The organism is Bacteroides sp. CACC 737 (assembly GCF_013874375.1).
GTDB lineage: Bacteria > Bacteroidota > Bacteroidia > Bacteroidales > Bacteroidaceae > Bacteroides > Bacteroides uniformis.
The window spans coordinates 1,525,616-1,539,910 of sequence record NZ_CP059408.1 but is presented as its reverse complement, the minus strand read 5'-3'; the positions used below and the strand labels follow the sequence as shown (position 1 = coordinate 1,539,910).

The window sequence follows — 14,295 nt, the reverse complement described above, 5'->3', positions numbered from 1 at the left end:
TGCATCATCGCACGGGTAATGATAAAGTAACTGAACTTTTGCTGCGTTTGTCCATATTCTGTCTCTTCTTGGCTTTTGAACAAGAGAAAAATATAGCGTAACGAACGCTTTTTCAGTCTGTTCGCTACGCTTTACTCAAATTTGCTATTCCGTTAGGTGTTTATTTTAATATTACAAAGAACAACATGATATTGAATTAATGAAAACAGCAATGAACATTCTCGATAAAGAGGGGCAGAAACGATGGGTAATCGTAGGCGGTGGCTTCGATGGATTAAAGCTAGTACGAAAATTGAATACTTCGGAAGCCTTGTTCAACCGAACCAGATATTGGACAGCTTTGAACAGGCCCAGAGTACCGGTAATAAAGAAGAGCACAGGCGTCTGATGACCTTTGCCATTGTAGGTGGTGGAGCTACGGAAATAAAGTTGTCCGCTACTCTGGCCGAGATGAGAAAGTTTGTCCTTTCTCAAAACTATCCAGGCTTGAATATCAATGAGAAGCGTATCATCTTGTTGGATGGCTCTTCCAGGCTTTTGTCTGCCTTTTCTGAAAAGTCTTCCAAAGAAGTGACTGATTATCTGAAGAAGCATGATGTGGAAATTAAATTGAATCAACGGGTGATGGGATACGAGAATTATCAGTTAGCATTGAATGATGGGACCGCAAGCAATACCAAAAAAAATGTATTCTGGGTGGCCGGTGTCAAAGCAAACAGCCTTCAAGGATTGCCTACCTATGGACCGGGAAACCGCTTGAAGGTGGACACTTATAACCGTCTTTCTCAATATCCCAATATTTTCGCTATCGGGAATACGGCCCTTATGATTTCTGAGGAGTATCCCAAAGGACACCCGCAAGTGGTGCAACCAGCCATCCAGCAGGCCCGCAACTTGATAAGGAACTTGCAGCGTGCAGAAGCAGGCCTGCCGCTGCAACCGTTTATATATCAAAACAAAGGCTCCATGGAGACCATTGGCCGCAATCATGCCGTAGTCGAGCTTAAGAAGCTGCGTTTTGGAAGTTTTCCGGTATGGGCTGTGTGGCTGTTCATCCATTTGATGAGTATTGTGGGTGTAAAAAAACGTCTTTCCATCTTCGTAGACTGGATGTGGAGTTACTTTACCTATGACCTGTCTTTACGGATTATCATCAAACCCTTGAAGCGGCAGTAAACTTTTATTGAGTAATATTTGTTATAGTTCATATACGAACTTAAAAATGAATGAATATGTTAAAACGACTTTTATTTCCCGTCAAACCGGACGGAACGGCAACATCTGCTATGCTATTAATTGCAAGAATTGTATTCGGTATATTATTAATGAACCACGGTATCCAGAAGTGGACTAACTTTCAAGAGCTGTCGGCTGTTTTCCCAGACCCATTGGGTGTAGGCAGCCCGCTGTCTTTAGGATTGGCTATCTTCGGTGAATTGGCATGCTCCATGGCATTCATTATAGGTTTTCTCTATCGTTTGGCTATGATACCAATGGTGTTTACAATGGCTGTTGCCTTTTTTGTAATTCATGGCAATGACCCGTTTGCCACGAAAGAGCTGGCTTTTGTGTACCTGGTAGTGTTCATATTGATGTATATCATAGGCCCGGGCAAGTTTGCCGTTGACCGTTGGATCGGAAAGGCTCTTTCTCAAAAAGCTCATAGATAGACACTTCTGTTTTACTGAAAACAGATTTTAAGCTCAAATAGGATGTATTTTCGTAAAAAATCCTATATTTGCGGATGCTTAAAATAACTCAATGAGCTATAAAGCTATTAAACACAGTAAAATAAAAAAGAGTGATTATGAAAAAGTTCAATTTGAAGATGGCTGCGACCGTAATGATTTGCGGCTCGTTTCTTTTCAGTTCTTGTATCGGTTCTTTTGGACTGCATAGTAAACTGGTCAGCTGGAATCAAGGTATTGGTACCAAGTTTGTAAACGAACTGGTTTATCTGGCATTCAATATTGTCCCGGTATATGGCGTTTGCTATCTGGCCGATGCATTGGTCATCAACTCCATCGAATTCTGGAGTGGTTCAAACCCTATGGCCAGCATTGGTGATGTAAAGAAAGTGAAAGGTGAAAACGGTGACTACCTGGTAGAGACACTTGAAAACGGCTATTCTATCACCAAAGAAGGTGAGACCGCTTCTATGGAACTCATTTACAACAAAGAGTTGAATACTTGGAATGTTGTTGCCGATGGTGTCAGCACAGAATTGCTGCAAATGAACAATGACGGCACTGCACAAATGACCCTTCCGAACGGTGAGGAAATGACAGTGACACTGGATGCCCAAGGTGTGGCTGCAGCACGTCAAGCGACAATGATTGACAGCTATTACGCCTTTAAGTAATGGGATAATGGATAAATGATAATGGGTAAATGTATATGCTAATTATCCAGTATCATTTATCCATAGTCATTTATATTTTTAGAACGGATATCCCACAGCAAAGTGGAAAGCAAAATCGCGGCTAAAATTAGGATGAATAATGGGATAACGGTCTTTTTTCTTCTCGTAAGCTGGATTGATTGCTTTCATACCTCCGTCGAAACGCAATACAAAGAAATCTAAGTCAAGACGCAGTCCTAAACCATATGCCAAAGCAATCTGCTTATAGAACTTGTCAAATTTAAACTGACCTCCCGGCTGGTCTTTATAATCCCGTATTGTCCAGATATTCCCGGCATCTACAAAGAGAGCCCCTCTGAATTTCCAGAATAACCGTGTGCGGTATTCAATGCTGGCATCCAGCTTGATGTCTCCCGACTGGTTCATGAAGTTATTATCGCCGGGGAAAGAACCGGGCCCCAAATCACGTACAGACCATCCGCGCACACTATTAGCGCCACCGGAAAAGTAGCGTTTTTCAAATGGAAGCATTGTTGCATTGCCGTATGGAATGGCGATACCGACACCAAAATGAAATGCCAATGAATTGCGGTTGTCAATGACCAGGTTCTTGGCAAAGTCAAAATCGCCTTTCAGGTATTGGGCAAAAGGAATGTTTAATAAAGTGTATTCTCCCGATGCATTCTTCTTCATTCCTCCGAGCTTTGCCACAGCATACAACAAATTGCCCGCTGATTCAAAATTGAAGCGGATGGTATAGGAATTTCCGATGCCGGAATTATTCATCAAAGCCTTTCCGGCACTGTTATAAATATAGCTATAGCCGGTGCGGACAATAAAACGGTCTTCATAATTATATTTGAGGATGTAGTTCTCGTCTTTCTCCAGATAATCCTCTTTAAATCTCTGGTCTATGCTGGGCATGTACAGATAATTGATGTCCAGTAAATCAATGCGATGCTGCGAACGCTGTTGTTGTACTCCCCATTTGTAGCTCCATCCGGCAGACGCCACAATACGTGTGAATTCAGGCCGCATCTGGTAGTTATATTGCAAGCCGAATTCTGTAGTAGCCCTTATCCTCCGTTTGAAATCGCTGGATACAAAGGGAAACATGAACTGTGGAAAGTTGATAGTTGCTTCCGCACCTAATTCTATATAGTCTTGATTTAAGGAGCTCTGCAAACCAGACACAGCCTCGTATGCCCCACGTAGCTTGAACATGAATGTTTCGGAACCTTTGAACATGTTGCGGTGCTGAAAAGCCACTGAAGCGGCAGCTCCCAAGTCGCCGGCAGAGTTTGTGCCTTCCACTTCAAAGGATACGGACTGATGCTTGCCTCTGGTCAGCATCACATAGGCGTTGAGCTTTGCACTGTCACTCTGCTGTACTTCGAAAAAACGGATGTTGGTGTATTTCAGGGCTTGCAGGCGTCCGTAGTTGGAGTAGGTGCGCTGCACGTTTTGCTCATTATAGAGAGTTCCCGGAATGATGCGCAGATTGTTGGTCAGCACTTTGGGACGCAGATAAAGCTTGTCTTTGTAGTAGATGGGGAATCCTTTGTAGTGCAATGAATCATTTACCTCGATGCTGTTCAAGGCAGATGCCTGCAACACATTATAGTCTGTAATGAAACTCACTTTATTGATAGTGTACTGTTGGTGATTCTGCGGTGTATCCTCGTTGTGCTGCTTGTATGGAGCCAAATGCAACGTCAAATCTACCAGGTAAGAATTGCGGACAGTATCTGCGGTATAAGAGATGTACTCTTTATTGAACTTATAATATCCGTTCTGAAGCAGTTTGTTCGTGATACGCTGACGTTCTGCATCCAATACATTGACATCAAAATACATGCCTTCGGATAAGAGGGTTACTGCAGAATCCTGCCGCATGTATTCCTTTATTTTACTGTCCCGGATATCATATTTCAAGGTACGCACTTTATAGGGTTTGCCGGTTGTCACCTTATAGACTAACCTCATCTTTTTCTTTTTGACTTGGCGTATCGGTTCCACCAGAGCACCCATATAGCCCATATTCTGCACAGCTTTAGTGATCTCTTCCCTGGTCCGATTGGTTTCCTCCTCACTGTATATGACAGGAGCATCCCCTAATTTCCTCAATGTACGGTTTATCCAGCGTGTAGAGTCCCGTCCGGACCAGTTGTAGACATACAACTGGGTCTTTATCAGACTGAACCACTTCGCATTGGGATTCTGGCGGATATACATGGAGAGATTAGATGGTTTTACTTCCTTATTGTCAGTATGTATACGCACTTCATCCAGCAAATACGAGCCGTCCGGCACATATTTGGTAGAAGAACAGGAAGCCAACAAAAGTACGATAGTAGTAAGTATCGCGTAGCGGAAACCTTTATCCATACCGAGTCATTAATTGCGCATAAACAGCTACAAATATACTTGTATTTTTTTGTTCCCGAAATAAAAAACGCCGGAAGAGTGCAGAGTTTTTGATTATATTGAAATAATCACGTATTTTTGTCAAATGATAACATGTGTATCCTATGGCATTAAGTAAAAACCGCATTAAATATATCCACTCGTTGGAGCAGAAAAAGAACCGGAAGGCTGACAAGGTATTTCTGGCAGAAGGACCTAAACTCGTAGGGGATTTGTTGGGACATTTTCCTTGTCAGTTCTTGCTGGCAACTTCAGAATGGCTTTCCCGGAACCGCCCTATCTCCACTGTAACGGATGTCACGGAAGTATCGGAGGAAGAACTTTCGCGTGCCAGCCTGCTAAAAACTCCCCAACAAGTGCTGGCTGTGTTCCGGCAGCCGGATGAGGAGACGGATGTTTCCGTCATCAGCCGCTCCCTCTGTCTGGCTTTGGATGATGTGCAAGACCCCGGTAACCTGGGAACGATTGTCCGCCTTGCCGATTGGTTTGGGATAGAGCATATATTCTGTTCGCCCAATACGGTGGATATCTATAATCCCAAAACAGTGCAGGCCACGATGGGAGGTATCGCACGCGTCAGACTGCATTATACTCCCCTACCCGAGCTCATTCGCTCACTGAAGGATATTCCCGTTTACGGCACTTTCCTGGACGGAGAGAATATGTACGGACAATCACTCTCGAAAAATGGGCTGATTGTGATGGGAAATGAAGGAAATGGCATCGGAAAAGAAGTGGAGGCACTCATCAACCGCAAACTATACATACCGAATTATCCCGCCGGCCGTGAGACCTCGGAGTCGTTGAACGTGGCTATTGCTACAGCAGTAGTTTGCGCTGAGTTCCGGCGCCAGGCAGCATTGTAGTAAAATCAAAAGGGAAAAACAACCAGGGAATCAAACAAGACAATTCTTCCTCGATAACCGGAGGGATTGCCGTCAGTATATTGCAGCACGTATCAAAATGAGGATAGTCTGTTTCCGCCTCCGTAAGCAAAGCTATGACGCCCGGTAGCCATTCCGTATTCTCCACCTCTTCTGTCAATGGGAAGATACGTGATACACACTGTCCTTCACCTATCTCCACCACATATTGTTTCAGATAGCCATGTCTGGGAAGAAACAGAAAATGGGAAGCGTAGCGTTTCATGCTTTCGGACGGGGACGTATGGTTCTAGGAGTTGTGGCATTTTCCTGCTCCTGAATTTTCAGAGGCTTCAATTTCTCTGGTTTCCCGATACTGTCCTTGCGAAGGGAGTCTGTGGCCTGCTGAAGGCTGTCCTTTGGGGCAATGACCAGACTGTCTGTGGCGTGATAGCGCATCAGTGAGATACGGTCTGCCAGCAAAGGCTGTGGAGTCTCCTGCTGCGGGTAATAGATGAACCCGCGTATTTCCTTGATTTCTCCTAAGGTATCGGCAAACAAGGTGAGCGTTTCCACACCTGTGCCTTGTACTTTCCGAATGGCACTGATGACACTGTCATTCTTCTCATAAAGAACCTGCATCGCCATCAACGGAGCATGTATGCTGTCCGGTGCACCGTTGTGAAAACGGAAGCGTGCGCTCCAGCGCAACGTGTCACGGTCGTGGAAATTGGTGTCTGAAGGCAACGTAAACGTTATCTTGTTGTCCAGGGGCATGCCCGTCAACTGATAGATATGCTGCCATATCCACACGTCGATACTGTCTCCGGGAAGTGATTCTTTCGGCTTGTTGTCACGCAGGGCAATCAAGTGGTTGATACCGTCTCTTTCGGCTTTTAAGCGTACATTCACTTTCTCGTAGATTTTGGTAAGTACCTCCGGATTACGGGCAAACCAGACCATAGAAGAGTCGAAATCGGCCTGAGTGATGCCATATTTCTTGAAAACCGATTCAATGTAAAGAACCCGCTTATAGCTTTCGTTATACGGTACTTCTTCACCCATAGCTTTGGCTATGTGATAATCGTAAAGCACGTTTTCCATCTTGGCATCCGGAAGGACGGTCTCAGGTCTTTTCACCTTACAAGCCGTCAGACTGAATGCCAGAAGGACTACACTACACCATTGAATTCGATTTATTCCTTTCATGATTTCTTTATGGCTGCGTGATAGGCATCATTGAAATCCTTATTATAGAACAACAGCAATGCAATCATACCACAGCTGATTGCTGCATCTGCAAAATTGAATATCGGGCTGAAAAAAATAAAGTGTTCACCACCGACGAACGGCATCCATGTGGGCCAGTTTGTATCTATGATAGGAAAATAGAACATATCTACCACTTTGCCGTGAAACCAGGAAGCATATCCTCCCCCTTCAGGCAGGAAAGAAGCTATCTGCGAATGAGTGCTTTCATTAAACAGTACACCGTAAAAGACGCTGTCAATAATGTTACCCAAAGCTCCCGTCAGGACTAAAGACACACAGACGATGAATCCCGTCTTCATTCCCAGCTTCACGAATTTATGCAGAAACCAACCTATCACCGTTACCGCAACAATACGGAACAAGGTGAGAAACAGTTTGGCGAATATTTCCATACCGAAAGCCATGCCACTATTCTCAGTAAAGTAGATGTAGAACCAATCTGTGATTCGGATGCTCTCGTGCCAGTACATGTGAGTCTTAATCCAAATCTTGATAATCTGGTCTATAATTAATACCGAGAATATAATGAGTAAGGCTATCCGTCCTTTCGTAAAGAATTTACCCATTTTTATTTCTTGCCGTTGTTTTTAGCTTCGATGCTCAAAGTGGCATGGGGCACTGCACGAAGGCGCTCTGCCGGTATCAGTTTGCCGGTTTCGCGGCAAATGCCATATGTTTTGTTCTCAATGCGCACCAAAGCAGCCTGCAATCCTTGGATGAACTTTAACTGGCGTTGGGCCAGACGTGTGGTTTCTTCCTTGGATAAGGTGTTGGCACCTTCTTCCAGCACTTTGTACGTAGGAGATGTATCGTCGGTGTCATTGCCGTCTGCACCCGTCAGGCTAGCCTTTAACAATTCATAGTCACGTTGTGCTAACTCTAACTTCTCCAGAATGATAGCGCGGAATTCTTCCAATTCAGCATCTGAGTATCTTGTCTTTTCTGCCATAACTTTTACGTGTTAATCAGGTTAGTATTTAATTATTCTTTCACTACGCTCACGTACAGCGAGAAATCGTCGAAGTTTAGTTCTGCACCATTTTCTACGTTGTCTGTCAGCGTCAGTGAAGTTCCTAAAACTTGGTTACAAATATAGTCTTTATATTCGTTTACTGCATCATCTGTTTGAGGATTTTTTGATAATGTAATCTTTATTTTATCGGTTATCTCAAAACCGCTTGACTTGCGGATATTCTGAATACGGTTCACCAACTCGCGCGCAACACCTTCACGACGCAACTCTTCGGTTACGGTAACTTCCAAAGCTACGGTTAGTTTACCTTCGTTGGCAACCAGCCAGCCCGGGATGTCCTCGCTGAAGATTTCCACATCGGCAGTTTCAATCACAGCTTCCGTACCGTTCAGGACGAACGTATAGGAACCGTTCTTCTCCAGTTCAGCGATAGCCTCCTGAGACATTCCGGCCACGGCAGCAGCCACAGCTTTCATCTGTTTTCCGAATTTCGGTCCCAACTTCTTGAAGTCGCATTTCACTTTTTTTACCAGTACACCGGCAGCACCGTCCACAAACTTGATTTCTTTCACATTCACCTCGTTCATGATAAGTGCTTTCACAGCCTCGATGTGTGCACGCTGTTCTTCATCCACTACCGGTATCATGATGCACTGAAGCGGTTGGCGGACTTTGATGTTCACCTTGCGGCGCAGTGCCAATACCATAGAAGTGACGTCTTGTGCCATCTGCATGCGGGTTTCCAATTCCTTGTCTATCATTTCCTCCTTATATTCGGGGAACTTGGCAAGGTGTACGGAAACCACGTTGTCGCGTCCCGTAGCTGCAATCAGGTCTGTGTACAGCATGTCGGCATAGAACGGAGCAATGGGCGCCATCAGCTTGGCTACAGTTTCCAAGCAGGTATAGAGTGTCTGGAATGCAGAGAGCTTGTCCTGCGTCATACCGCCACCCCAGAAGCGTTTACGGTTCAGACGAACGTACCAATTGGAGAGATTGTCGTTCACAAACTCAGAAATGAGACGTCCTGCTTTCGTGGGCTCGTATTCATTGTAGCAGGTATCCACGTTCTTCACCAGCGTATTCAGTACGGAGAGAATCCAACGGTCTATCTCAGGGCGTTCTGCCATGGGCACGTCGGCTTCCTTGTATTCAAATTCGTCTACATTGGCATAGAGGGCGAAGAATGAATAGGTGTTATAGAGTGTTCCGAAGAACTTGCGGCGCACCTCTTCCACTCCATCCACGTCGAACTTAAGATTGTCCCACGGAGAAGAGTTGGTGATCATGTACCAGCGCAACGGGTCGGAACCGTATTTCTCGATGGTCGAGAAGGGGTCTACGGCATTGCCCAGACGCTTGGACATCTTGTTTCCGTTCTTGTCGAGCACCAGACCGTTGGAGATAACAGCCTTATAAGCGGTGCTGTCGAACACCATCGTGGCGATGGCGTGCAGCGTGAAGAACCAGCCGCGTGTCTGGTCCACTCCTTCGGCAATGAAATCGGCAGGATATACCTGATGGCTGTCCAGCAGTTCCTTGTTTTCGAACGGATAGTGTATCTGTGCATAAGGCATGGCACCGGAGTCAAACCATACGTCAATCAAGTCCGTTTCACGCTTCATCGGCTTGCCGTCTTTGGAAACAAGGATAACATCGTCTACGTAAGGACGGTGCAAGTCTATCTTGTCGTAATTCTCTTCGGTATATATACCCGGCTGGAAGCCTTTGTCCTTGTAGGGGTTGGACTGCATCAGACCGGCAGCTACGGATTTCTCTATTTCGTTGTAAAGTTCTTCTACAGACTCGATACATTTTTCCTCGCTATTGTCCTCTGTACGCCAGATAGGCAGCGGAGTGCCCCAGTAGCGTGAACGGCTGAGATTCCAGTCATTCAGGTTTTCCAGCCACTTACCGAAACGTCCCGTACCGGTGCTTTCCGGCTTCCAGTTGATGGTCTTGTTCAACTCTATCATACGTTCCTTACAAGCGGTGCTGCGGATAAACCAGCTATCCAGCGGATAGTACAATACGGGTTTGTCCGTACGCCAGCAGTGCGGATAGTTGTGTACATGCTTTTCTATCTTGAATGCCTGATGAGCGGCTTTCATCATCATGCAGATTTCGATATCCAATGATTCGGCAGCTTGCGCAGCCTGCTCATTATACTTGCCGTCTACGGTGAATTGAGGGTCATAAGCATTCTTTACCCACTTGCCCTGATACTCCTTATACAAGTCCACGTTGACACATGCCTTTACGAAATCCTCATCCAGTTCATCTATCAAATAGAACTTACCGGTGAGATCCACCATCGGGCGAGTTTCACCTTTCTTGTTTATCATGAACAGGGAAGGTATGCCTGCAGCACGGGCCACAAAGGCATCGTCCGCACCAAAGGTCGGGGCGATGTGTACGATACCCGTACCGTCTTCGGTCGTTACATAATCACCCGCGATTACACGGAAACCTTTATCGCTGGCAGTCCAACTGCCGTCTTCGGCCACATCTATCGGCTTTACCCACGGGATGAGTTGCTCGTACTCCATACCTACCAAGTCCGGTCCCTTGTATTCACCTACAATCTTGAAAGGTATCAGCTTGTCTCCCGGTTTATAATCCTCTAATGCAATGCCTTCCGCTTTTTTATTGAAGTGTGCATAGAGCAATGCTTTTGCCAGAACGACGGTCATCTTCTCGCCACTATAGCTGTTGTAGGTCTGCACGGCTACATAGTCAATCTTAGGCCCTACACAGAGTGCGGTATTGCTGGGCAATGTCCACGGAGTGGTAGTCCATGCCAGGAAGTAAGGAGTCCCCCACTCTGCCATTTCCGGCTTCGGGTTCTTTATCTTGAACTGCCCCACTACGGTCGTATCTTTTACGTCACGATAGCATCCGGGCTGGTTCAGCTCGTGCGAACTGAGTCCTGTACCGGCAGCGGGAGAATACGGTTGTATGGTATATCCTTTATAAAGCAGTCCTTTCTTGTAGAGTTGCTTCAACAGCCACCACAACGTTTCGATGTAGCGGTTGTCGTAAGTTATATAGGGGTTCTTCATATCCACCCAGTAGCCCATCTTGTGCGTCAGGTCTTCCCACTCTTTGGTGAACTTCATGACGTCCTTGCGGCAGGCAGCATTGTATTCTGCCACAGAAATAGTCCTGCCAATATCCTCTTTCGTAATGCCAAGCGCCTTTTCCACACCCAGTTCCACGGGTAATCCATGAGTATCCCATCCGGCCTTACGCTTTACCTGAAATCCCTTCATCGTTTTGTAACGGCAGAAAATGTCCTTAATGGAGCGAGCCATTACGTGGTGAATACCCGGCATACCATTGGCCGAAGGAGGTCCTTCGAAAAACACGAAAGAAGGACAACCTTCACGTTCTGTCATACTCTTGGCGAAAACCTGGTTTTCGTCCCATTTCTCCAACACTTTTCCGTTCACTTCGGAAAGGTCAAGCTTCGAATATTCGGCAAACTTCTTACCCATCTTGATATTTACTATTTGACAATTTACGATTGAAGAATACTCTTGACCAGCATGTTTTTTGGTACATCAAAAGCCATCTTCTTTATTTTAAGAGTGCAAATTTACAAAAAACTTAGATACAAGAGACTTTTTAGGTAGAAAAAGCTGGCTTAGTGCGATAAAATGTTTTATTTGGCGTCAGTTCAATGGATGTGTGGAAGTAATATCCGCTTGATGTGACCTTTCTAAGAAAAGCACTAAAACCCACGGGGTTCTAAGCAAAAAACGGCAAAACGTAAATTTAGTTCAAACAAGCGACCTGAAAACTACAAATAAGAGGGCTATTTTGCTGAGTTCAACAAACGGTATGTAGAATTCTGCGAATGTCATTGCTGCAATCAGCAATAAGCGTGCAAAACAGCATGGGAAAGAATAATAAAATATCACATTGAAAAAAATAATAGCAGCATCATCTGCGAATAGACTTCAACTGCCGCTGATGTAACTATAATTCAAGATAGAATAATTAAGGAAATGATTCACCACTCCGAAACAATCCAATGTCTCATCGAAAGAGAGAAAGTAATACATCAGGTTTTCGGGTTCTTTCTTTCTTTTGGGGCAGGATTTCGTCCACATAGGCAAGAAAGGCGTTTTTTGATGCTGTAATTGCATGGCGGATTTTGAGCATTCAGGCTTCACATCTCCGGTCAGTCCCCCATCACTATAATATTGGCGGCGCTCTTCATAGACTTGGGCGGCTGCCTCATTGATTTATGGTGTAGGCAGGCTTCAGCTATTCTTCCTTGCTCTTCTTCTGCTGCATAGTGGCGTGGAAGGCAAAATAGAGGATGAAGTCTACGAAGTAATAGCGGACACGTTCATAAGTGACAGAATTGACCTTTATGTCAGTTTTCAGGAAGCCCAGGATGGAGAATTGCCTGATGATGACTTCCTGCCGGGTGCGGAGAATACGGGTTTCCTCCTCTACACGCGCCTAGGAGTAATGGAAAGGCTTATATTAAAAGCAATCTGTTTCACCGTAAGCCAGTCGGACAGAATCAGTTCACCGGAGGCCAGACGGTAGTTAAGTAATCGCAGCACATTGATGCAAAGAGGTATTTCGGAAGCGGAGAAAGCTTTTTTGACCATTGTTTCAGTTTTTAGAGTAAAAGTTGTGTAAAGACACGAATAAACTATGGAATTACTATCCGAAATGCCACACTTCAGTAACTTAAATGCCACATTTTATCATCCGGAATGCCATAGGTTTCGGACTACGAAATGTGGCACTTGAGGCGGTAAAGTGTGGCATTTAAGTTACTGAAGTGTGGCATCGGGTACGATGAAAAACCCGGCGTGGAAAGGTTATTTTTTCATCTTCACCTCGTACAAATCGCCTCTCCGGTCTTTCAAGTTACGTACACTGCCGTAGGTATGCAGCTCGTTCAGCAAATCCAGATCCACATCCGATACAAGAATCATTTCGGTATTCGGAGTGGCTTCCGCACGCTTGCCGTCTGTGGGGAAAGCAAAATCGCAGGGAGTGAATACACCGGACTGGGCATACTGAATGTCCATGTTGTGCACACGGGGAAGATTACCTACACTGCCGGCTATCACGACGAAGCACTCGTTTTCGATGGCACGGGCATGGGCGCATACCTTTACGCGGCTGTAAGCATTCTGTGTATCGGTAAGGAAAGGCACAAAGAGTATCTGCATGCCTTGGTCCGCCATGATGCGGCTCAGTTCGGGGAACTCGACATCGTAGCATATCAGCACGCCTATCTTCGCACAGTCCGTGTCGAACGTCTGGATGGACTTGCCTCCACTCAATCCCCAAGACTTTATTTCGTCGGGAGTGACGTGTATCTTCTCATACATTTCATAGCTTCCGTCACGCCGGCAGAGGAATCCTACGTTGTATAGCAATCCGTCCTCCTTGATAAGCGGCATACTGCCCGTAATGATATTGATGTTATAACTGATAGCGAGCTTGACGAAACGCTCCCTGATTTCCTCGGTATAGGCCGCCAGTCCACGGATGGCCTGCGATTCGCCCTCATTGTTGAATTTTGCCATCAGCGGTGCATTGAAGTATTCGGGGAAAAGGACAAAGTCACTCTTATAGTCGCTCACGGCATCCACAAAGAACTCCACTTGTTCAAAGAGGTCATCCAGTGTCTTGTAGGTACGCATCTGCCATTGCACCAAGCCGACACGGACGGTAGTTTTGGGGCTTACATAGTCTTGTGTGGGAGCCTGATAGTAGATATTGTCCCATTGCAGCAGGCAGGCATAGTGCTTGGACTCCTCATCATTGGGAAGATAGTTGCGCATCACCTTGCGCACGTGGAAGTCGTTGGAGAGCTGAAAGGTCAGCACCGGGTCGAAGATTTCCTTTTGCTTCACCTTGTCTATGTACTCCTTAGGACGGAGTTGGTCAGCATATTTATAGTAGTTGGGGATACGTCCGCCAAACATGATTGCCTTCAAGTTCAATGTTTCGCAAAGTTCCTTGCGGTATTCATACATGCGGCGTGCCAGACGCAGGCCGCGGTATTGGGGATGAATAAAGACTTCGATGCCATAAAGGATGTTACCCTTCGGATTGTGGGTATTGAAAGTCTCCTTGCCCGTAACCTGAGCGTAGGTGTGGTCGTTCTTCACATCATCGTAGTTCACTATGATGGAAAGTGCACAGCCCACGATTTTCTCGTCAACCACCGTCACAATCTGCCCCTCGGGAAAGATTCGTATCAGCTTTTCTATTTGTTTGTGTGTCCAGAACACATCGCTTCCGTCTGAATAAACACGCGTAAACGATTGTGCCAACTGGTCATAATCTTCAATCTGCAGATTGCGTATCTGTACCTTATTGATTTTCATTGAATCCATAACTTTCTTGCTATTCCTGAT

At 45.5% G+C, this 14,295-nt stretch carries 12 protein-coding genes and 1 pseudogene; 5 read left to right on the top strand and 8 right to left on the bottom strand.

Features of this window, described 5'->3' with window-relative positions; translation table 11 throughout:
• Positions 1-298 precede the first annotated feature (298 nt).
• The 3 genes and pseudogenes from H1A11_RS06690 to H1A11_RS06680 all read left to right on the top strand — a co-directional run.
• Positions 299-1,176: pseudogene (locus H1A11_RS06690) on the top strand (NAD(P)/FAD-dependent oxidoreductase); the annotation flags it as partial.
• Positions 1,177-1,232: 56 nt separating this feature from the next.
• Positions 1,233-1,670: a DoxX family protein gene (locus H1A11_RS06685; RefSeq protein ID WP_117599739.1), complete on the top strand. Its 438-nt coding sequence runs from the start codon at positions 1,233-1,235 to the stop codon at positions 1,668-1,670.
• 137 nt (positions 1,671-1,807) lie between these two features.
• On the top strand, positions 1,808-2,362 hold the full coding sequence (locus H1A11_RS06680) for a DUF3332 domain-containing protein (RefSeq protein WP_117599624.1): 555 nt from the start codon (positions 1,808-1,810) through the stop codon (positions 2,360-2,362).
• A gap of 78 nt (positions 2,363-2,440) precedes the next feature.
• Here H1A11_RS06680 and H1A11_RS06675 read toward each other — a convergent pair whose 3' ends face one another.
• Positions 2,441-4,750 carry a BamA/TamA family outer membrane protein gene (locus H1A11_RS06675; protein WP_181757911.1) on the bottom strand — a complete coding sequence of 770 codons (2,310 nt, stop codon included), beginning with the start codon at positions 4,748-4,750 and terminating at the stop codon, positions 2,441-2,443.
• A 143-nt stretch (positions 4,751-4,893) separates the two neighbouring features.
• Between H1A11_RS06675 and H1A11_RS06670 the strand changes: the two genes are divergently transcribed.
• Entirely contained in the window at positions 4,894-5,655 is a 762-nt protein-coding gene (locus H1A11_RS06670; protein WP_117964608.1) for an RNA methyltransferase, read from the top strand.
• Here H1A11_RS06670 and H1A11_RS06665 read toward each other — a convergent pair.
• The 6 genes from H1A11_RS06665 to H1A11_RS19060 form a co-directional block, all read right to left on the bottom strand.
• Positions 5,609-5,938 carry a hypothetical protein gene (locus H1A11_RS06665; protein WP_117599621.1) on the bottom strand — a complete coding sequence of 110 codons (330 nt, stop codon included), beginning with the start codon at positions 5,936-5,938 and terminating at the stop codon, positions 5,609-5,611. The genes H1A11_RS06670 and H1A11_RS06665 overlap by 47 nt on opposite strands.
• A complete protein-coding gene (locus H1A11_RS06660) occupies positions 5,935-6,861 on the bottom strand; it encodes a DUF4296 domain-containing protein (protein ID WP_117964609.1) in 927 nt (308 codons plus the stop codon). Before H1A11_RS06660 ends, H1A11_RS06665 begins: the two co-directional genes overlap by 4 nt.
• Positions 6,858-7,490 carry a lipoprotein signal peptidase gene (locus tag H1A11_RS06655; RefSeq protein WP_117964610.1) on the bottom strand — a complete coding sequence of 211 codons (633 nt, stop codon included), beginning with the start codon at positions 7,488-7,490 and terminating at the stop codon, positions 6,858-6,860. The genes H1A11_RS06660 and H1A11_RS06655 overlap by 4 nt, the downstream gene beginning before the upstream one ends.
• A gap of 2 nt (positions 7,491-7,492) precedes the next feature.
• The gene (locus H1A11_RS06650; protein ID WP_005654117.1) at positions 7,493-7,873 is read right to left on the bottom strand and encodes a TraR/DksA C4-type zinc finger protein; all 381 of its coding nucleotides are present in this window, start codon (positions 7,871-7,873) and stop codon (positions 7,493-7,495) included.
• A 32-nt stretch (positions 7,874-7,905) separates the two neighbouring features.
• On the bottom strand, positions 7,906-11,394 hold the full coding sequence (ileS, locus tag H1A11_RS06645; RefSeq protein WP_117599618.1) for an isoleucine--tRNA ligase: 3,489 nt from the start codon (positions 11,392-11,394) through the stop codon (positions 7,906-7,908).
• A 465-nt stretch (positions 11,395-11,859) separates the two neighbouring features.
• Positions 11,860-12,012 carry a hypothetical protein gene (locus tag H1A11_RS19060; protein ID WP_242672401.1) on the bottom strand — a complete coding sequence of 51 codons (153 nt, stop codon included), beginning with the start codon at positions 12,010-12,012 and terminating at the stop codon, positions 11,860-11,862.
• A 130-nt stretch (positions 12,013-12,142) separates the two neighbouring features.
• On the opposite strand from H1A11_RS19060, the gene H1A11_RS19055 reads away from it, so the two are divergent.
• On the top strand, positions 12,143-12,460 hold the full coding sequence (locus tag H1A11_RS19055) for a hypothetical protein (protein ID WP_255461545.1): 318 nt from the start codon (positions 12,143-12,145) through the stop codon (positions 12,458-12,460).
• A gap of 281 nt (positions 12,461-12,741) precedes the next feature.
• Here the strand turns inward: H1A11_RS19055 and H1A11_RS06635 are convergent, their stop codons facing one another.
• Positions 12,742-14,274 (bottom strand): carbon-nitrogen hydrolase family protein, encoded by a 1,533-nt coding sequence (locus H1A11_RS06635; protein WP_117599617.1) that lies wholly within the window; start codon positions 14,272-14,274, stop codon positions 12,742-12,744.
• Positions 14,275-14,295: the final 21 nt, after the last annotated feature.